This is a genomic window from Dehalococcoidia bacterium (genome assembly GCA_028711995.1).
Classification (GTDB): Bacteria; Chloroflexota; Dehalococcoidia; order SZUA-161; family SpSt-899; genus JAQTRE01.
Genome location: JAQTRE010000019.1, coordinates 1 through 20,433 on the forward strand (window position 1 = coordinate 1; position 20,433 = coordinate 20,433).

Genomic DNA, 20,433 nt, shown 5'->3' on the forward strand with positions numbered 1-20,433 from the left:
ATTGGCTGTTCTCATGGAGGATTCTCCCCCTCAATCTGAATCTGAGTTGATTCTACCAGATACGTGGGGGTGAAGGCATTACAAAATCAGTCAAAGTCGAGGCTGAAATCAAAACTAAACAGCCTCCTCCCCAAAAAGAGGTAATGAACTACCCCGCCGCAAGCTGACGGGGTATCACGCATCAACCCATCATCCCATTCAGCGCGGCAAGCCGCGGGGAATGCACCCTATCCCTGATTCATGGTAGCCAAGTGGGAATTCCCCATATCAAATTGGTGAATTCCCTCAGCAAAGTTTGTTGCTGGCCCTGTTCAAGAGAACTGCCCCGTCTGGTAAATTAGCTCAGAGGAGGATTTCCAGAGCCTCCTCCTTACAATTTCATAGAGAATCCAGCCGCTATCCTCTTTCAGGATATAGCGGCTGGGAAGATCCGAGAAAGGCAAATCAGGAGAAATCCTGAGACGCAAAACCACGGGCCTGAAGTCCATCCAGGACAAGGCAGCCGGGTTGCCGAAGATCCTCGATCAAAGTGCTTATTGGGTTCGCACATTTGCATTGGGGTGCCTTTCCGGGCACCCCTTTTTGTTGGGCAAAAGGGGGGCTTCCATACAGATTTGCACAGATACGATCATGACAAAAACCACGAACGCAGTGAAAAATCAAAACGCCAGGCAACGGACTTCGGGGACGAAGTTGAATGGAATAGCCGGACGATGAGGATGGGAAAATTTGAACTTTAGTAGCCATGCTTACGGATTTCCTGAAAGCGTAAACCCATCGTATGAAACCAGCGATGTGGACTGGCTGTGCCATCGGAATCGAGTCAACCGGCAAGAACGAGAGAGCGAGAAGGGAAAACGATCAACATGCCCGGAAACTCCAATCGGACGGATGCAGACGCCTGCTCGCAGCTCCACTAGCGATTCACTGATACTGATGCGTAATGGCCCCAGGGATGGAGAGATCATGGCGAAATCCAATCCGGGGGAACTTTCGTAGATCATAGCAAATCTTTAAAAATCTTAAGGAAATAGGAAGGAGGAGAACATCGAAAACTGCGGATAAGTCAATAGACAACAAAAACCAAGTGGGACTGTCGAACATCTCGGAATGCCCAAAGATGAGCACTCCCCGGTATCAAAACTATCTTGTATAAAGGAGGACAAACGGAAATGAAAAAGTTGACAAACATGCGAATGAGCATAAAAGCTAAACTCCTGGGCGGGTTTTTGCTGGTGATTATATTATTTCTGGCTATGTTCAGCCTGGGTTATATGGGGCTAAACACCATGGGCGATAAGAAAGACGAGATCGTCAAACAGAATGAAATTGCCGTCACCATGGAAAAGATGGATTACGAGGCAGTGGTAGCGTTTTTCTCGGCAATGAACGGAGCGAGTCCAACCAATCCAATGGCTGCAACCTATCGAGATCTGGCAGCTCAACATAGGACAGTATTCCTGGATATTGTTGATACGCTACGCACTTTATTGCCTCCGGATCAGATCGCAGTGCTCAATGACTACGGCGAATTTAGTGAAGCATCGTATGTGGCGGCAGCCAATCCGGCAGGCCTCGATATAAAGGCCATGGCTGAGAGCCAACAGAAGATGGCAGTCGGCAAAGACACATTAAAGACAAGCACGGCCGACGCTATGCTGGCAGCTCAGAAGAGCGCCGATGATGCCAAGACATCGGCCATCATCATGGCCTTGATCATGTCGGCGATCGCTGTAGCACTGGCTATTGTTGTTGGATTCTTCCTCTCCCGCTCCATCGCCAACAACACCAAGAAAGTGGTCAAAGCGGCTGACCAGATCGCCGATACTGACCTAGTAGCTCTGGCCAGCGCCACTGCGGCCATGTCAGAGGGTGACCTGACTCGATCGGTCTCCGTACAAACCCAGCCCATCGCCATCAAATCCAATGACGAACTGGGCGATCTGGCCAAATCCTTCAACCGCATGATCGCCCGGCTGTATGAAACCGGCCAGTCCTTCTCCCTGATGTCCGCCAAGATGAGTGGCCTCATCGGCAAAGTAGCGGAAAACTCTATTCAACTGAGAACTGCTAGCGACCAACTCTCTTCGGCAGCCGAACAAGCCGGTTCCGCCACCCAGCAGGTGGCCAGCACCACCCAGCAGATGGCCAAGGGTGCCGGAGATCAGGCCGTCAGCACTCAGGAAACCGCCAAAGCCGTTGACCAGCTCACCGAAGTCATCTCACAAATCGCCAAGGGGGCTCAGGATCAGGCCAGCGGTGTCCAGAAAGCCACTTCCGCCATCGGAGAAGTGTCCACATCATCTCAACAGATGGCCAAGAACGCTATCGGCGCCGCCGATAGCGCCAAGAAGGCCGCCCAGACCGCCAAGACCGGTACAGAAGTCACCAAGAAGACCGTCGAAGGCATAGAGCGCGTCCGGGATAGCTCCATGGCCGTTTTCCAAAAGATTTCCGAGATGAACAAGAACTCCGAGCAGATCGGCAGAATTGTGGCGGTGATTGATGATATTGCCGCCCAGACCAACCTCCTGGCTCTCAATGCCGCTATCGAAGCGGCCCGGGCAGGGGAACACGGCCGGGGGTTTGCCGTGGTTGCCGACGAGGTCAGAAAGCTCGCCGAGCGTTCATCCACCGCCACCAAGGAGATCGCCGCTCTCATTACCGGCATCCAGAGCAACATCGGAGAGTCCGCCAAAGCCATGGAACAGGGGCAACACGAAGTGGACGAAGGATGCAAGTTTGCCACCCAATCCGGCAAGGCTCTGGAAGAAATTCTGAAGGAGACAACCGAAGCCGCCAATCAGATCGAGCAGATTTCCAGAGGCGCCCAGCAGGTGAGCAACTCCACCCATGATCTGGTCAGTATCATCGATAGCGTCGGCGCAGTGACCGAGCAGAGCATGGCCGCCACCGAACAGATGACTGCCAATGCTCAACAAGTGGCCAATGCCATTGAGAACATTGCCGGTATCGCCGAAGAGAACAGCGCAGCAACCCAGGAGACATCGGCTTCCGCCGAAGAGATGAGTTCCCAGGTAGAGGAGATCGTCGCCGCCTCCCTGTCGCTCAACCAAATGGCCGAGGAACTTCAGACCACCGTATCCGTGTTCAAGACCAATGGCCATGGACATGGCACGCACAAAGATATCGCCGGAAGCGAGAAGCTATCGGTCAACGAGAAGGTGTTAGTCCGAAATTAAGAGAACGTGCGGGGAAGGGGACGGAGATTCCCCTTCCCCCTTCGCCAACCCGAATCCTGACAGATATTGTGCTTAATTACCATCATCTATTAGGGAGGACAACTGTTATGAACACGAATACCCAAACAAAAGAGGCCGAGCGCCAACTGGTGATCTTCAGCCTGGCCAATGAATCCTACGGCGTGGATATCGGCACGGTCAATGAAATCATCCGAATGCAGGATATCTCCCGGGTGCCCAGAGCGCCGAATTTTGTCCAAGGGGTCATCAATCTCAGGGGCAAGGTCATTCCCGTGGTGGACCTGCGCAAGGTTTTCTGCCTTCCTGCCGGGGAGACAAACAGGGAGACCCGCATCGTGGTGGTAGACATTCTGGAACAACACGTCGGTATTATGGTTGACGCCGTAACGGAGGTGCTGCGCATCTCCGCTGACGCTGTTGAGCCTCCGGCATCGATGATCACCACCGGTGATGCCGATTATCTCCTCGGAATCGCCAAGCTCGATCACAAGCTCATCACCCTGCTCGACCTGAGCAAAGTCTTCAGCCGAGACCAGGCCAAAAGCTTCGAAGAAGCTGACCTCCCCCAAACCGAGAAACCCACCCGTCCAATGACCATGGCTAGAGCCTGATGAACTTTCTTCCGACAGGGGCGAGGATTTCTCAGCCCTTGTCGGAAGATTCACCCATCCGAGCCCGAACCGCCGGAACCCCGACATTTCCCCGTATCCACGCCCAAGACTCCTGCCATTGTGCCAACCAACTGGGTTATGCCGCCTCGTGATGTGAGAAATAGGCTTACCTATACCCACAGAGTCTTTGCGCCTGGCAATAACCTCCTGGGATGAATGACCAAACTTGCTATCCACACTGCAAATCGTGAGCAAAAATGGAACTGCGATAATATAGTCACGAAACCGAGCGGTGGAAGGGATAGCGTGAACTCTCATGACAAGTAGACCACAATGTGGAAAGGATCTGGTCGTGTCTCGGATGTCGCATACAAGATGCTAAAACCCAATTGGATTATCAGAGTGTGGTAGCCTTCCGCACCATCGGATTACCAGGTTGGTCGTATACAATCGTGTCGATCACCTTGTCCCATATCTTCATGCGAACACAGAAAACTGAAAGCACTTGATTTGCCGGAATCGAAAGCCTTATGCTACGGATAGAAAGTCGCTCGTGACGATTCGATCGCTTTCAAGATCAACATTGCCAACAAACACAAAGGAGCCTCATGAACTTCACCAATCAGTTTCAACGACGTTTTGTTCTTGGAATCCTCATCCTGATCATCGCCAGTATGATGCTGATCCCGGCGGGGACTATCGCAGCGCAGGATGAGCCGCTGTTTGCCGAAAATGACTGCGACTGTGAAGACTTGGGATGGAAGACCAGCGCTGATCACTCCCGATACACAGACTCCGCCAGTTACGAATGGCTGCAAAAGGATTTTGGATTTTCTGCCTCGGAACTCCATTGCGAATATGCCAAGGGAAAAGGATATGAGCCCCGGCTGAGCCTTTCCATCATACATACCCAGACGCCGGAACAAACCGAGGAACTGGCCAACTACTACTTGGCGCAGGCATCGAAGACGGCGGATTTCTACGCCCAGAAAGAAGGCTATAACGTCATCGATCACGACGAATCCGAAGTAAGCCGATATTCCCACCTCTCGGTACATAACGATACCAGAAGCGGTCTATACTACTACGGCTACCGAGCCATCCTCCACCCGGATAATTTCCTGGTGGTCGTTTCCGGATGGGGATACGAAGCCGATTTCAAAAGCAAAGAGGATTTCAAGATAGCTTTCGACCGGCTTGAACAGCATGCCATGGCGCTTCTCGGCGACAAGCAGGAAGAGAAAACCGAGGGCACCATCACCGGCTTCGATATCGGGATGAGCCGGATGCACCTCAGCCTGCTTCACCAAGATGAAATGATGGTCACCACCACCAATGCCTATGGGCGCTATGAATTCCCGGTGAAGCTGGAGAAGGACGAAGAATATGAACTGACCCTCCATTTTGAATACGTGCGTGAGGGGAAGACGGTTTTCCGGATTCGCTTTCAGGATAATGCCATTCCTGCCAAAATTGTGCTGCAAATAAAAGGGGACAATATCACCCAGGCATGGCTGGATCTCGGTGGCAATATGTATGGCGAATTGCCGGTTTCCCATATCTCCCTCTCGGAATTGAAATTGGACGAACTATTAAACTCGGAGGAATTCGCCAGCCTTGTCAGCATGTACATCCACTTTTCCGAAGCACTGGCGTTCTATACCGATGGTCTGGGCGTCAAACTGAATTTCCAGCTGCCCATTGAAGTCCACGCTTTTACCGATCCCGAAAGCGAACCCACCGCTTACAACTACGCTCTGGGTATGAGTTGGATCAACATCGACGAGGCGAAATCCTATCATTCATCGCCCTATCGGCCCATTCACCGGGAATACCATGAATTCAGTCACTACGTAATGCATGCTCTCTACGGCGCATTGCCGGTACCGAAAAACCCGCCCGTTCCGGAGATCAATCACGGCGGTTATGCCAATCCCAGCACCTCGGATTCCTTTGTGGAAGGCTTCGCCATTTTCATGTCCATCATGATGGCCAATAGCCTGGGCGATACCATTCCCCATCCGCCGGTGCGCCTGATGGAACTGATGACGTCCGGCAGAGCCGAGATGCTCAGAGATTTGGAACCCGATTACCTGGCCTGGGAGAAAAACGGCAAGGCCGAGGAGGTAGCCGTGGCCGCGGTGCTATGGGACCTTGTGGATTCAGCCCAAGACTACCGGGCTCCCGAAGATGAAGCATTTCGGCGCGAAACGATTGAGACGATGGTCGATTCGGCCTTGCAACAGAACGATGTCAACAACAACGGGCAGATAGAACGGGATGAATGGATTGCCCACATCTTCTTCATGAGAGCACAAGATTACACTGAGGACGGGGCACTCGATTGGAACGAATGGAATTCGGTCACACAGGACAGGGCGGACCAGCTGAAAAAGGGAGAACCATTGCCCGATGCCGATGAACTGAATACCTATGTCGATAATGAAATCCTCGGCGTTTATGACCTGAACGGAGATCGCACTCTGCAATTCGCCGAGCTGAAAGAACTCCAAATGGCATTATCGGGCAGCGCAGCATCCGTTAACGACACTCTGCTGCAAGAGATTTTCAGGAAACTCGATGCCGATGCCAGCAACGGGCTGGCGGGCAAAGAATTGCTGAAATTGGCCGTTACCGATCTTCAGCCCAACCGGATTTGGGAAACCTACGACACAGACCGAGATGAAAAGATCAGCAAGGCCGAACTGATACAAATGGCCCCCATCGAATGGAAGTGGATGCAACATCAAGAGAGCAGCGTGACAGATTACCCGAATCTGCCCCAGGTCATCAGCTCAGACTATCTGTGGCAGGCAACAACCCCCCAGGATGACGACATAGTCAGTATCAGCTTTGAGAAAATCTGGGGAATTTTGAGCCAATACCATCAGGATTTCACCGCGGTTTACCAGTCTTTGATCAACACGTATCCGGATCAGAAGGACGGCATCGACCAGATATTCAAGGCCCACGGCTTTTTTGCCGATGTGAATCCTCAAAACCAGAAATGGGACTCCGGGGAAGCTATCGGCCGGGCGGCCGATGCCTCCACTGAGGACAGAAAGCAGCGCCGAAGCACCCAGGAACTACCGGGACAATTCATCAAGGTGAATAACGAAGTCCCGTATTACAACGTGGCGGTGTTGTTCCCTTTGCAGCCGCACCTGAGCTACCTTGCCCGAACCGCCAACACTGGCGGATGGGTCTATGTACAGATTCCACCAGAAGCCTATCTGGCACAAATCACAGTGGCGGCTGAGGGCGTCCAGAGCAATAATCCGCTGACCTTTACTACGCCGCAATTCAACGCCGCCTATGAGGAATCGTTAGCCCAAGGGTATTTTGTGACCCATGACTTTGGAATCGTAGGGGATATCCCAGCCTTGCCAGCATTCCCGTTCGACGATGCCGACGCAGCCGGCACCAGCAAGGACGAGTCGGCAGAAACAGAATCGGACGGCGGTTCAAACGCGGCCTTCATCGGCGTCTTGGCGATCATTGTGGTCGCATTGGTTATCGGCACATATTGGTTCATCCGCCGAAAATGAATCCTACGGAATGCCTGAGTCATAAACGGAGGTCTCGTGGCCAGGAGGAAGCCCGAGCCTGTCACTGTTTTGTTCACCGTGTTTTGGCACACTTTTAGCACCTCCCCACATTGATATTAGCCTGCTATCTTTCCAGCCCCCATTCCTTCCCCTGCTCGGTTTCCCGACCCCCCTTTCGTATCCGGGTCGCTGCCGATATACAGAGGCAGCGACCATTGTCCGTACATGCCCTCCCAAAGTCCACTAAAGAAGTGCCTCGCGTTGATACCGAGCGTGTGAGTGTCATATCCGCCCTCCTGAACCACCAGCGTCGGGATACGTAACGCCCCTATCATCTCGCCGATGGTCCCGAAGTCACTGGCCTCCAAGCTCCACGTTCCCGTCGGATCCCCTTTGGCTGTATCAAAGCCAAGGGCAAGCACAAGAAACACCGGGTTAAATTTATGGATGCGCCGTAGTGCCCCGGCCAATACCTTCCTGTATCTCTGACTGTCGATGGTTTCCGAAAGGGGGAAGTTCACGTTATAGCCATAGCCAGGGCCGACGCCTTTCTCGTCTCTGAATCCGCTGAAGTACGGGTAGGCAAAGCGAGGATGGCCGTGAATGGAGATGGTGAGAACGTCTGATCTGGCATAGAATATATCCTGCTGGCCGTTTCCATGGTGATAATCCAAGTCGAGGATAGCCGTCTTTCCCTGAACGCTAAGATACTCTGCTGCAATCGCCGAAGAATTCAAGTAACAGAATCCCCCGAATGAGCGACGTTCCGCATGGTGCCCGGGTGGCCGCACCAGCGCATAAGCCAAGCGTCGCCCTTGCACAATTTCCTCGGCAAGCGTCAGGGCGCAGTCTGTGGCTCTGGCTGCTGCCACGTAAGCGTTACGATTTAGAGGCGTGAATGTGTCTATACAATAATACCCGGCACGAACGGGCAATTCCTTTGGCGGACGCGCCACATTGCGGATGGGGAATACGTACGGGTAAATCGACTCATCCGGCTCCAGGTTCTCGCAAACCCGTTTGAAATAATTCACGAACTCGTCATCGTGGCTGGCTTTGATATATCTTTCCGAAAAATGACGTGTGGGCACCTTCAGAAAGAGACTGGTTGGTTCCAATTCGGCCAGTATGCTATCGATTCTGACCGGAGCCTCCACATACCCTATATCGCGGACATGGTGGATGGCATGACGGTCGTTGATGGTGAGCGCTATACGTTTGTCAACCGGTATCAGGGCTCCGGTGGGCAAGGGAGCTTTCCGAACGTACCGCGGTGACCTGAGACGGATCGGGTCATCCTTGAACGAGTCGATAACGCCCTCGATATAGTCAGCTGAACAGACCTCGCCATACTTTTGCTCCAGAATGATCCGTACGATATCGCGTACCACCTGGCGCCTGAGAGGTATACCCTGACCCAGATCATCAAAAACCAGGTAAGGAGGGTTATCGCCATCAGATTTCAACGGGGTCGCATAGGCAGTATTGGCGATAGGACGAGCGCCGTATCTTTCGTAAAAGCGCAGCCGTGCGCCATTCTGACGCCGAATGGCAGGGTCACGGCTCAATGCGGGATCATCCGGGAGACATTCAAAAAACAGCCCCAAAGTTCGCAGGGAAAGCGCTTCCTGGCGAATCCTTTCGTAAAGAGCTCCGCCTATACCCCGCCCCATCTTCCCCTCGACGGTGGAAATATAGTCCAGAAAACAGAATTGAAGCGTCGGTTCATGAAAGAGAAGTGCGAAGCCCTTCACGTGCAATTTCGAGTCCTCGGCTATAAAGAGGATAGCACGGAATCGATATTTCATCGGATTGCGCAGTTGTTTGGGAACCTTGCTGATATCCTTTTCGGACAATCCCGGGAACTGAGCCCTCAGTATTGCCTGAACCTGGGCAATGGCTTCTCGATTGACGTGGGTCACATCATCATAGATTCGGCGAATTCGAAACATACGCTTCTCCTCAAATTCTATCTGTCTTAGTTTAACGGTTGATCAACAGAAACGTCAAAAACGGGCATCGTTCGGGCTCCAGCCTCATATATCACTTTTGGGCTATAGTTGAGTACGCGTTCGAGGCTATTCAATCAGGTGTAGAATAGCTACTAACCGGCAACATAGCACTGAGGACGGGTTTTTAATCGCCGCCCAGAGCAATTCGTTCGTTGGGCATTCTCAAGGCTGGATATGTTAAGCTCATTTCAACAGACCCCTCTGGATAATGATTACCGCCTTCGGGAATAATAGTGCCGATGATTACACAGCATGGCGTGTGGGCGATGATTGGATACATAAGGCAGACCGAAATAGACAGGGGATAGCAGTATGTTCAACAAGGTAATCAAAGGAACCTCTGAACAAGTGGTCGAAAAAATATCTTTCAGGCGTTTACACCCGCCGAGATTCTGTTTCAGAAGCCAAATTGGGTGATTCCCTATCTTTTTCCCCTCTTTTCAGGGGGAAATTTGGTCCTTTTGGGCAGACTACGCCCTCATCAACAGCAAATCCTTGCGAACCATATACAAGTTAGCCAGAGCGAATAGACTGAACACCTGAGCTGCATTCTTTGCCAGACCATTGTATCTCACCTTCCGATAACCCCACAGATGTTTAACCACCAGGAAGGCATGCTCTCCTTTCGCCCGTGTCCGATGCTGCTCATGATTCCAGTCTTGGTCTTCTTGAGTCAACGGATGACCGGCACTTCCTTTACGATCAATATGCCACTCGATCCCTTGGGATTCAAACTCCTGGCTCTTCCCAGTATTCGAATATGCCTTGTCGCCATAGACAGATATCTCTTCTCCATGAAGCAGATTATCCATCACTTGGGAGTCGTGCACTCCGGCATTGGTGACAACGATGCTGTGCACCAAACCCCGTCTACTTTCCGTCCCCACATGGGCCTTCATCCCGAAGTACCACTGATTCCCTTTCTTGGTTGATTTCATCTCGGGGTCTCGTTTCCGGGCTTCATTCTTGGTTGAAGCAGGCGCGTTGATGATAGTGGCATCCACAATGGTTCCTTCACGTAACATCAACCCCTTCTCGCAAAGGTATCCCTTTGTCTTCTCAAATATCTTTTCCGTGAGCCGATTCTCTTCCAGATAATGCCGGAAATTCAAAATAGTAGTTTCATCCGGTATGACATCGGCTTCCAGATCGATCCGGGCAAAGCGTCTCATCGATTCACTATCATACAGCGCATCTTCCATCGCCGGATCGGATAATCCGTACCACTGTTGCAGGAAGTAAATCCGCAGCATCCGCTCCACCGGCATCGGTTGCCGTCCATTGCCTTTCTTCGGATAGCGCTTCCGAACGATCTTCAATATCTCATCCCAGGGAATCACCCGATCCATCTCTTCCAGGAACTTCTCCCGACGAGTCCTCTTCTTTTTATTATCATAGGCCAGGCTGGCAAAAGTGGGTCCATTCATCACGGCAGAACTCCTTAAGGTCGATCTGCCATTATTATCTCATGATTCGGGACTTAATCAGAGATTCCCAAAGTAGCCTTGCTCTTGGTGCTATCAGCTACTCTGGGGTATGCAAGTTTCCGCTATCAGAACACATCCCTATCTAAATCATTCTATTCTGCAACAGCCTTCACCATCATCTACTTCATTTTCAAGCTCTTTTTCGAGGAGTTTATTGCGCCGAGAATTTCCACGTCGAAAACCCGCTACTCCTTACGAAGAGTCATTTTCATGCTCTATCTCCTTGCATTTCTCGCAACCATCGTTGCTATCTGGGTGGAGGATACCCAAAGCCTTATCGTTTCCTACGGTCTTGTTGCCGCAGGGGTGGCATTCGCGCTTCAGGAGATTTTCAAGAGTATCGCTGGGGGCATACTGATATTTGTTCGCAGTTTGTATAGTATAGGTGACAGGATTGAGATAAATGGCAAGTACGGGGATGTTATTGACATCGGCATTATGTATACGACCATTCTGGAGCTGCGAGAGTGGGTTTCTGGAGACCAACCGACCGGCAGGATAACGCAAATTCAAAACAGTTGGGTTCTCTCTTCCTCGGTGAATAACTACACCAAAGACCATCCCTACATATGGGATGAAATACATATTCCTATAACCTTTGACTCAGACTGGAGAAAGGCGAAGGAGAGCATCTTGCGGATCGTACAGCAAGAAACCCAAGATGTCACAGATGCAGCAGTGGAATCTGTCTCTGCGCTTGCCGACAAGTACTACCTGCCACAGCGATCCGAAGAGCCCTGCATTTTCCTGACAATTACCGATAACTGGATTAGCCTCCATGTAAGATACATCACCGAAGTGCGTAAGCGGCGTGTTCTTAGGAGTCATCTCAGCCGCCTCATTTTAGAAGATATTGAGAAGTCAGCCGGAGGAAAAGTAAAAATAGCCTCGAGCACGCTGGATGTAGCGATTCGCGGCGTGCCCGATGCTCATCTGAATTCGAACTCTCTTCCAACACAAGATGAGCCTCGGTAGTTTCCGGGGACCTCTTCATGATCGAGGTCATGCAGCCGATCATGGACAACGGTCTATAGACGAATCTGCACGAGTTCTTGTTAACAACGTTCGAGTATAGTGCAACGGGAAAGCACAAGTTTGCTAATATTCCACAGCTGGCCCTTCTTTCCACCCATGCTCTACCCTCTTACCCGGACTCCTCATGCAAAAGCAAGTTCAAGGATTTCTATCAGCTAGAGAATGCATGACCTGGTCATAGCGTTGGTTTAGGTCGGACGCATCGCCACTTCGGAAAAACGTTTCTAAACTGCCCTGGTAGATCAACTGGGCGTGGCGTTTCAGGGCTTTACGATAAGGGCCGGGAAGATCGCGCTGGGCCACACTGTCAATCACTTCCAGAAGGCGGATGGTGACGGCGCAGTTGGCCTTAGCAGTCTGACGAATCTGGTTGAAGGCAGCATCACCAATGCTAGCATAGGTGAAAGGCTGGGTGATTACCCGAAGTTGACCATTACCGTCATGGTGCAGCCGAGATGGAATCAGCCGGGTGCCCAAGAAAGAGAGACCAGCGCCCAGTCGATCAATGCAGCTGATAGCGGTGAAGGAATCGTTGATTCCAGGGGAGAGGGCACGCATGGATACCTCGACCAACTGATCCACTGCAAACTCCGGGTCCTGCATAGAGGTGCGCTGCCCGCCAATCAAAAACGAGCTTCTGATTCTCTCTGATATATCATTCGTTAAAGCCTCCTGCGGAAGCACCCCGGCCAGCCTGAGGCCTTCAAACACGAACGTCCCTGGCCGATGGAGCAGGTGAACGACTATGTCCTGCTCTGTAGCTATAGAGACAATACGGTTTATGTCGATAGCCTGAATGTAGCCGACCTTGGTGGCAACGACCCCGTCAGCAGTCTGTTGAAAACCCTCCGGCAAGATGAACGTGTCATCTTCGGAGTTGTCCGCTTGACTGTCTTCAACGTGGTTTGGAAAGACTCGATTGAAAACGTTCATGACCTCGGAGGAAACCTCCTCGATCAGGCGTTCGACCTGGATGAATCGCGAAACGCTGCGGAAAAAGTAGATCAGGAGCATGAAGCTCAGCGTGCCAAATAACAACCCGAAACCGAGAGCCAGTTGCGGCACAGGATATGCCGAGCTGTCGTCTCGAACATGGCTCAGGACGAGCAGACAATAGATGAATGTCCCAATGAATCCCCCAAGGACGAGTTGCGTTGAGTTGTGCTTCATGAAATTCGGGATCAGCCTGGGGCCGAACTGGTTGGACACTGTCGAGAGGACCACCATGGTAATTGAGAATGCAACAGCTGTGACAGTGATCGATGCGGCGGCAATGGTGGCAAGAAGGGCGCGCGCGCCTGGCGGATCGATTTCAGAGAGGCCAGGTAGTTGCTTGATCTCCGTTGCATCATCTATGGCAACAAGAACAAAAGCGAGAATAGCCGACGCCACGGCCATTGATATGGGAATGAACCAATAGCTCGCACGGAGCTGGTCCCATGAGTACAGCAATCGTGAATAAAGCAATCTATTTTTCATCGCTCTAACCTCTCCCAAACTGTGAATACGAAGGATAATCTTGCTCTATCCGACAGCTCACCGTTCAGCGTTGTTTTTCGACTATTATAGCCTATATTCCAGAGAAGGAGGCAGGTCACCATAACCTGCCATTTCTCCCGCCGCTATCATTCCATGGCCGTAGGGTCCCGAATACGTATCAGCAAAGCGACCTGACTGCCTTCTTCCTTCGTTAGCGATAGCTGGAACGGTTGACGACATTCACGTCGCACACTCTTCGTTCGCTGACAATCTTACACTTCTTGTCCTTTCTCGTTGTGCGTTTCGGGCACTGGGTCGACCAGACTGATCAGAGTACGCCCGACTTTGGGAGCGGGAGGACTTTCGGCGGTAAAAATGGTGATATCCCCTGCCTGAGAAACCTGAAACATCGGCAAAGCATCCTCTCCATATAGCTTCATAAAATCGTCATAGGCAAACTTATCCGTGAGATTGGTTCCCTTAACCACTGCGCCGTGGCTAAAGCGGGCGCTCAGATAGGGATAGCTTGCCTTAGACCCGAACAGGATTCTGCCTCGGAAATCCTGAGGAACCGATTCATGGCGGCTTCCTGCCTGCCCCTGTGGCGCCAACTGGTACACATTGGCTTTTCCCAACACAGGAGCAAAATGCATAGTAGCAAGAGTATTGATGCTGTCATTGGGTGTAAGCGCCAGCATCTGGCCTATTCCGCCCAGGTCAATCTCATCGAGCACGTTTTGAGAAAGAATACTGGCGTAAGAGGATTTGATTCCGGATGAACGCGCCCTGGAGAGATTTTCCCAATTGGTATCGACCATGGTAACGTCAAAGCCGTGCTGCTGCAGTTTGGCGGCGATCTCCCGTGCCCAGACATGAGCACCGACGATGATAAAACCGTGAGGATGCGGGTTGGCAATTCCTAATCGAAAGGCAAGAGGCCGAGCGGCAATCCCATAGATTGCCGCTGTTCCCAGTATGATGCAAAAGGTTGCCGGCACCAGAAGATCGGCCTGGGGATGACCTTGCTCTGCCAGCCGCAAGGCAAATACCGAAGCCACCGATGCCGCAACAATGCCTCGCGGCGCCATCCATGAAACGAAGACGCGCTCGGAGCGGGTAAGTTGGGAACCTTGGGTGGAGACTGCCACTGCCAACGGACGTGCGATCAGAATCATGATCCCCAGAAAAGCCAGTGCGCCTATCCCCAGGTCACTGAAGCCGTCGGTCTGCAACCGTGAGGCCAGCAGAATAAACAGGCCGGAAACCAGGAGAATACCCAAATTCTCCTTGAACTCGATGATATTGCGCAGCGATACCTTCTTCTGATTGGCCATCATGATCCCCATGACAACGGCCGTCAGAAGTCCCGACTCTTCCTGAAGCAGATCCGAAAGAGCAAATCCGATAATGACCACCATCAGCGCCACAGGGCTCTGGAGATAGTCGGGAATCCAGTATCGCTTCAGAAACCAGATCATCGCCAGTGCTCCGATACCTCCGACGAACACCCCGATGAGGATGGTTTTGAAAATAACGAAAACGATGACCGTCGTGGCCTCTTCCAATCTGCCGGAGCTGATGGCCTGGAATACCAGCACCGCCAGCAGCGCACCGATGGGATCGATCATGATACCTTCCCATTTGAGCACCGGACCGGTTCGCCCGATAGGCCTTACGTGCCTCAAGAGCGGGGATATTACCGTAGGGCCTGTGACCACAAGAATAGCCCCCAGGAGAACAGAGATATCCCAGTCCATATTCAGGGTGAGATGGGCCCCGACAGAGCCGATCATCCAGGTTATCAACGCTCCGACGGTAATCAGATTACGGATACAGATGCGGGACTCTCGCAGATCGGAGATCTTGAGACTCAGCCCTCCCTCGAAGAGAATGATAGCCACAGAAATGGAGATGATGGGAAGGAGTAAATCCCCGAAGATTTCATCCGGGTCGATGAAACCGGTGACAGGCCCGGCGAAAATGCCGAAGATCAGCATCAGCAGAATGGAAGGCAGCCGCAAGCGCCAGGCAATCCACTGAGCGGCGATGCCCAGCACCAGAATGCCTGCCAAACGCAGTAACAAATGTTCCGGCATAAGAGATAGGCCTCAATTCATCTAATATGACCCTGATTTTTTGTCTCGTGGGTGATAACAGATGATATTCATTGTCTATCCAGCCTGTCAAGTAGCATCTCTTCCGGCGCGATTGGGCCGAAGAGAAGATGACAAGCCAGGCCTCCTGCCTCTCCTCAATATCGGCCACCCGGAAGAACATTGGGAAATTACTGCACACTCAGTCGAGATGTTATAATCCAAAGTACCTGGCATCATTCCCACAAGCTCTGACATTATCATCGGGACTGGTGGAAATTGGGACAGCGATCATTTTTCAGGCCCCAAGCAACCCTCACCGAGGAGGACGTCGCACGGGGATTGCGCTGGATGACCTGGGAGGGGACCGCCTCCATGGGCTTCTGGAGCATCACCACCAGCGGTTTTCTCGCGGCCTATGCCTTGATGCTAGGGTGCTCTGCTCTCCAAATCGGTTTTCTGGCGTCTCTGCCGTACCTGACACAACCCCTGCAATTGCTGTCAATCCCACTGGTGGAGCGGCTGCGGCGGCGCAAGGCAATTGCTTTGATGGCCTGGTTTCCGGCCCAGCTGTTGTGGATCCCCATCGCACTGATCCCCATCTTCGTCGAGGTTCCCAGCAGCGGCGCAGTGGCCATTTTGCTCTCAGTTATCGCCATTCGCGGCATATTTGCCTCCGTGACATCCTGTGCCTGGAACAGCTGGGTAAAAGACCTCATTCCACAGAATGTCTTGGGGGCATTTTTTGCTCGGCGTCAGACGTGGGCCAACATCGTGGGCATGACATTTGGTCTGGTTGCAGCCATATTCATCGACGTTTGGAAAGGGCATGCGTCCGGCCATACCGAGGCCTTAGGGTACACCTTTGTCCTGCTTTTCGGGATCGTCTTCCTGGGACTGACGAGCCCTATCTTCATGACCCGGATACCGGAACCCATGATGCCGCCTCAGACAGGACGTCAACCTCATTTGAGGTCAACTCTGAGTGTGCCGTTTGAGGACTCGAATTTCCGTCACCTGATTTTTTTCTTGTTTTCCTGGGGACTGGCGCTGAACCTTGCTACTCCATTCTTCGCCGTTTACATGCTGACCGATTTGAAACTGTCCCTGTCCTTGGTGATGGGCTTGAGTATTCTCAGCCAGTTATCCAACATCATGTTCTTGCGCGTGTGGGGGTCACTGGCCGACCGATTCAGCTTCAAGGCCGTTCTTTCTGTCTCAGCTTCCCTGTACTTGCTGGTCATAATCAGTTGGGTGTTAGCCGGGTTTTCCGATCGATATCTTCTTCTGTTGCCGCTTCTAGTGCTTCTCCATCTTCTCGCCGGAGCTGCCTCGGCAGGAGTCACGGTGGGAACAGGAAGCATCGGTTTAAAGCTGGCGCCACAGGGATTTGCGACATCCTATCTGGCAGTAGCCGCACTGGCAACAGGCCTGGGTGCCGGGCTGGGGCCTTTGATCGGCGGGACACTGGCCGGTTCTCTCGGCTATGATATCCTCTTTGGGGTAGCATTCGTTTTCGGACTGCTGACCTTGCATGCCTTGCGATCGCTTCGCGAGGAAGGTGAAGTGGGCCGGGAGGTGCTGATCGAAACGCTGTTTGCCCCCGGGCGGCAATTCTCACGGCCGATGAGTTCAGTTGCCGGTTTGAACTTCCTGGGGCAGTTCCCTTATGGCTATTTGAGGCGTATCCCCATACCGGGTCTTGATGTGGCCATGGGGGTCATGAGCTACCAGGTGGCCGAAACAGCCAAAGCAACCGTTGTGGCAGCTGGGCATATCGAATCCGGCACTCGAAAGGTTACCCGATCTCTGGAGCGAAACTTGGCGAATCTTTTGGAGGTAAGCGAAGAGGCTTTGCCTGTACACCAGTTTGAGGTAGCACGAGAAGGGGTCCGGGGGGCCATTCACGCCCTGAGTGAAACGGCTCTGGACATTGGTCGCCTCACCAACTCAGCAGTGCTGGGTGTGGTGCGTGCCCTTGAGCATCCTCTGTCGGACCCGAAGGATGCTCTTCGCGGTGCAGGGTATGGAGCAGTGCAAGGCGCCGGAGAAATCGGAAGTGATCTGGCCGAGACGGCACGCCAGGCCGTGGCGGCCGGCAAGGAATTGGCAGAGCCGAGGGGGCTCAGCCAAGAAGCAGCTGCATCGCAAGTTGCGAAGGGAGCCATGGAGGCTGCTGAGGCTTTGGGGCCAGAGGCAGCGGAGAGCGTCAAAGAGTCTCTTTCCAGGGATATCTCCATTGAAAACCTTCCGGAAATGTAGAAGAAGAGGACCTTGCGGATTCACTCAAATTGGCTAGTGTCTTGGATAAAGTCAGTTATCATCGAGGCAAGTGAACGGCGTGAGACAGACTTCGAACAAGCTTCACTATAGCTCCAAGCAGAAATTGGTTAGGGCTATGACAATAGCAGCCATCCTCTTTGGATGAAAACGCCATTCAAATAACGCACAGAAATCTGCGGCGATCCCCCGCAAGGCCATACCCTCGCGGGGGATCGCCGCCAAAGTAATCCTGTTAGGGCAGGTTAGTGCTACAGCAACACCTGTTCTATATCAATCTGAGACACTGGTGCTGGGGCGAGAGGTCTTGTTCAGGAAGAACCCCAAGAGAACAAGACAGAGGCCTGAAAGAATGCTTGCGATACCCACAAAGAGAACAATCTGACTTAACCCTATCCCCATGTTAGCCAGGTTGAACACGGTCTCTCCCAGCATCATATTAATCTCAGAAACCGGTATTTTTTGTCCTCCCTGCATCACATCCATAGTGGTTTGTCCTGAGATATCCAGGGTGTGGGCGCCGATGTAAGGGTTGGCCATAGACGCTTCCCACCGAGCATCCCTGATGGCTTCGGCACTATCCTTAAGTTCTCCCTGGCTGCTGATGATGTTGTCCATTGACATCGTGACCTGTGCGGTACCGGTGTGAGTGAGGACCGGGAACTGCTCGTCCTTGACGTCATCCATTATTGAGCCAGGCATCATAATCCCGCCGACAGTCAGAAATATTCCCAAGACGAGCGTTACCAATCCCATTGCCATGACCGCCAAACTGATCCAACGCTGCTGACCTAGAGTTTTCATCTTTTCCTCCTTTTCCGTATTGCTTCGAGCGGATCTCCGCTTACGGCACATAAGTTGCTGAGCTTAACCCCTGTCATCTTGAAAAGAAGCGATACTGTCCGTTTATATTCTGGTTCTCCGAGGAGCGTTTTCCACCATCAAAGGTGAATTTGGCAGTAGTGAGACTCTTTGCCATCGGTGTTCACCGGACTTCCTTTCGGTCACACGATGCAATGCGGCTGATTGCGGGTATTATAGCCCGCATGGATGAAAATTTCAATCCGTTCTATTCCTTAGCTCACTTAGAACGGATGGACACAAGGCCTGCCCCCAGTAGAAACCATGCCATATCAAACATGGTGGCGACCCCCTCAACGCCGGGTCTGTATCATGGCAAGGATTCGAGACAAGCGCGGAGGGAGGAAACGACGTGGTCGCGCTGCCAGTGACGGACGCCAGAAGAGGTGATCTCGACATCAAGAGTGTCAGGCGCTCTGGCAAGCCGTTCGAGGCTGGCTGTGGGATAGAGAAGACTGGGATCGAGAGAAAGCTTAGCGCTTAATGATGCGCGCCAGGCTTTGAGATGGCTTAGACGCTGGGTCTGCTCATTGCTCAAGCGTTCGACCTTCATAGCAGGCGGTCTGTGGATTGGCGGCTTGGCCAAGCCTTCGCGCAGGGCTTGCTGGAGGCCTCGCCCAAACCGTTGCACACCAGTTGTCCCCAGACCGGGGACCGCTGAGAGATTCGCTGTGGGACTGTCGGCAAGGAATACGAGTGCACCGTCGGGGATCACAAAGAAGGGCGGACGACGCTGCCGTCGAGCCTCTGCTTCGCGAAATAGAAAAAGACTCTGGAGGATCGCCAGGCCGCATCCGTCCAGGGTTTTGGCTCCTTTAACGGAAAGGTATGCGGTCTCTAAATTTGGCGCGGTATATCGCACCTCTTCCAGCCGGGCGCACTCTTCGGCAACCCACGCCGTCCGGCCCAAAGACTGGAGTCGTCGATCCAGTATCTCGCGCAGTTCGAGAAGATGAAGGACATCGGTAGTGGCGTAGCTGAGGGCCTCGGAGGAGAGCGGGCGCCGCCCCCAGTCAGCTCGCTGGAGCCGCTTGCTCTTCTGAATGGTTATGCCCAGCAGGTCTTTGAGAAGAGCTGCCAAGCCAAACTGGGTAATGCCGGCAAAGCGGGCAGCGATGGTGGTATCGTACAGGTTGCGGATTCGAAATCCGTAATGCAGATCAAGGCTGCGGATGTCGTAGTCCGCGCCATGAACGACTTTGGTGATGGAATCATCTTCCAGAACTTCCCTGAGGGGAGCGATATCCTTCAGGGATATCGTATCTATGATATGGACATTATGGCGGGTGGCAATCTGAATGAGGCAGAGCTGCTCGGGGTAGCGGTGGAAGCTATTGGACTCGGTATCAAGGGCGATAGCCTGTGAGCCGATCATCCCCTGGACGGCGGCATCGAGCTGAGTGGGCTGACTTACGATTTCGACAGGAAGCGGTGGTGAGACAATCATGCGACTAGAGACCCTAACTGCATTCCGCATCGCCCGCAAGACATCTTTAATCTGCCAATCTGCTCAAGAAGCGCTTGTAAAATTGCTTGTGGTGTCATTTCTGTATATCTCGCTATTACATATCTTCGATATATTTGTGGAAAGACGCCCAAGTACACGTCACTGGCTGGACTGTTTGGGTCGGGTTATGAGCCAGGCGGGCAAGGCAACTATAAGGATCAGCAGTGTTGCCAGGCCCCAAAAGAAAGCAACCCAGTTGCTTTTTCCTCTTTTTTGGGCATCGTGTCGTACCCAAAGACCAGCGATGAGGGCAATTATTATACCGACTGTGACTCCCACTGTATATGCCTCCTTGT

General features: G+C 52.5%; 12 protein-coding genes and 1 riboswitch. Of the genes, 6 read left to right on the forward strand and 6 right to left on the reverse strand.

The window, feature by feature from the left end:
• The first annotated feature begins 428 nt into the window (after nucleotides 1–428).
• Nucleotides 429–515, forward strand: a riboswitch (cyclic di-GMP riboswitch).
• Nucleotides 516–729: 214 nt separating this feature from the next.
• The 4 genes from PHV74_04655 to PHV74_04670 all read left to right on the forward strand — a co-directional run bounded on the left by PHV74_04655 (nucleotide 730) and on the right by PHV74_04670 (nucleotide 7,383).
• Nucleotides 730–999, forward strand: a complete 270-nt coding sequence (locus PHV74_04655) for a hypothetical protein (GenBank protein MDD5093658.1) — start codon at nucleotides 730–732, stop codon at nucleotides 997–999.
• Between the two features lie 173 nt (nucleotides 1,000–1,172).
• Complete coding sequence (locus tag PHV74_04660; protein MDD5093659.1) at nucleotides 1,173–3,203, forward strand: methyl-accepting chemotaxis protein; 2,031 nt, start codon at nucleotides 1,173–1,175, stop codon at nucleotides 3,201–3,203.
• Between the two features lie 107 nt (nucleotides 3,204–3,310).
• Nucleotides 3,311–3,835 carry a chemotaxis protein CheW gene (locus tag PHV74_04665; GenBank protein MDD5093660.1) on the forward strand — a complete coding sequence of 175 codons (525 nt, stop codon included), beginning with the start codon at nucleotides 3,311–3,313 and terminating at the stop codon, nucleotides 3,833–3,835.
• Between the two features lie 608 nt (nucleotides 3,836–4,443).
• Nucleotides 4,444–7,383 (forward strand): hypothetical protein, encoded by a 2,940-nt coding sequence (locus PHV74_04670; GenBank protein ID MDD5093661.1) that lies wholly within the window; start codon nucleotides 4,444–4,446, stop codon nucleotides 7,381–7,383.
• Nucleotides 7,384–7,499: 116 nt separating this feature from the next.
• Here the strand turns inward: PHV74_04670 and PHV74_04675 are convergent, their stop codons facing one another.
• Entirely contained in the window at nucleotides 7,500–9,335 is a 1,836-nt protein-coding gene (locus tag PHV74_04675; protein ID MDD5093662.1) for a histone deacetylase family protein, read from the reverse strand.
• Between the two features lie 530 nt (nucleotides 9,336–9,865).
• Nucleotides 9,866–10,822 (reverse strand): IS5 family transposase, encoded by a 957-nt coding sequence (locus PHV74_04680; protein MDD5093663.1) that lies wholly within the window; start codon nucleotides 10,820–10,822, stop codon nucleotides 9,866–9,868.
• Between the two features lie 87 nt (nucleotides 10,823–10,909).
• Here PHV74_04680 and PHV74_04685 point away from each other — a divergent pair, with 87 nt between their 5' ends.
• On the forward strand, nucleotides 10,910–11,857 hold the full coding sequence (locus PHV74_04685; protein ID MDD5093664.1) for a mechanosensitive ion channel: 948 nt from the start codon (nucleotides 10,910–10,912) through the stop codon (nucleotides 11,855–11,857).
• A gap of 198 nt (nucleotides 11,858–12,055) precedes the next feature.
• On the opposite strand, the gene PHV74_04690 is transcribed toward PHV74_04685, so the two are convergent.
• Together PHV74_04690 and PHV74_04695 are read right to left on the reverse strand one after the other, a co-directional pair.
• Entirely contained in the window at nucleotides 12,056–13,396 is a 1,341-nt protein-coding gene (locus PHV74_04690) for a DUF2254 domain-containing protein (protein ID MDD5093665.1), read from the reverse strand.
• 272 nt (nucleotides 13,397–13,668) lie between these two features.
• Nucleotides 13,669–15,492 carry a sodium:proton antiporter gene (locus PHV74_04695; GenBank protein ID MDD5093666.1) on the reverse strand — a complete coding sequence of 608 codons (1,824 nt, stop codon included), beginning with the start codon at nucleotides 15,490–15,492 and terminating at the stop codon, nucleotides 13,669–13,671.
• Nucleotides 15,493–15,840: 348 nt separating this feature from the next.
• On the opposite strand from PHV74_04695, the gene PHV74_04700 reads away from it, so the two are divergent.
• Nucleotides 15,841–17,751, forward strand: coding sequence for an MFS transporter (locus PHV74_04700; GenBank protein ID MDD5093667.1), 1,911 nt, complete (start codon nucleotides 15,841–15,843; stop codon nucleotides 17,749–17,751).
• Between the two features lie 291 nt (nucleotides 17,752–18,042).
• On the opposite strand, the gene PHV74_04705 is transcribed toward PHV74_04700, so the two are convergent.
• Both PHV74_04705 and PHV74_04710 read right to left on the reverse strand, forming a co-directional pair.
• Nucleotides 18,043–18,573 (reverse strand): hypothetical protein, encoded by a 531-nt coding sequence (locus PHV74_04705; GenBank protein ID MDD5093668.1) that lies wholly within the window; start codon nucleotides 18,571–18,573, stop codon nucleotides 18,043–18,045.
• Nucleotides 18,574–18,940: 367 nt separating this feature from the next.
• On the reverse strand, nucleotides 18,941–20,077 hold the full coding sequence (locus PHV74_04710) for an HRDC domain-containing protein (protein ID MDD5093669.1): 1,137 nt from the start codon (nucleotides 20,075–20,077) through the stop codon (nucleotides 18,941–18,943).
• Between the last annotated feature and the right edge of the window lie 356 nt (nucleotides 20,078–20,433).

What these genes read in the sequence shown, in the direction of transcription:
- PHV74_04660 (MDD5093659.1), top strand. Translation starts at nt 1,173, where the DNA reads ATGAAAAAGTTGACAAACATGCGAATGAGCATAAAAGCTAAACTCCTG.
- PHV74_04665 (MDD5093660.1), top strand. Translation starts at nt 3,311, where the DNA reads ATGAACACGAATACCCAAACAAAAGAGGCCGAGCGCCAACTGGTGATC.
- PHV74_04670 (MDD5093661.1), top strand. Translation starts at nt 4,444, where the DNA reads ATGAACTTCACCAATCAGTTTCAACGACGTTTTGTTCTTGGAATCCTC.
- PHV74_04675 (MDD5093662.1), bottom strand. Translation starts at nt 9,335, where the DNA reads ATGTTTCGAATTCGCCGAATCTATGATGATGTGACCCACGTCAATCGA.
- PHV74_04680 (MDD5093663.1), bottom strand. Translation starts at nt 10,822, where the DNA reads ATGAATGGACCCACTTTTGCCAGCCTGGCCTATGATAATAAAAAGAAG.
- PHV74_04690 (MDD5093665.1), bottom strand. Translation starts at nt 13,396, where the DNA reads ATGAAAAATAGATTGCTTTATTCACGATTGCTGTACTCATGGGACCAG.
- PHV74_04695 (MDD5093666.1), bottom strand. Translation starts at nt 15,492, where the DNA reads ATGCCGGAACATTTGTTACTGCGTTTGGCAGGCATTCTGGTGCTGGGC.
- PHV74_04700 (MDD5093667.1), top strand. Translation starts at nt 15,841, where the DNA reads ATGACCTGGGAGGGGACCGCCTCCATGGGCTTCTGGAGCATCACCACC.
- PHV74_04705 (MDD5093668.1), bottom strand. Translation starts at nt 18,573, where the DNA reads ATGAAAACTCTAGGTCAGCAGCGTTGGATCAGTTTGGCGGTCATGGCA.
- PHV74_04710 (MDD5093669.1), bottom strand. Translation starts at nt 20,077, where the DNA reads ATGATTGTCTCACCACCGCTTCCTGTCGAAATCGTAAGTCAGCCCACT.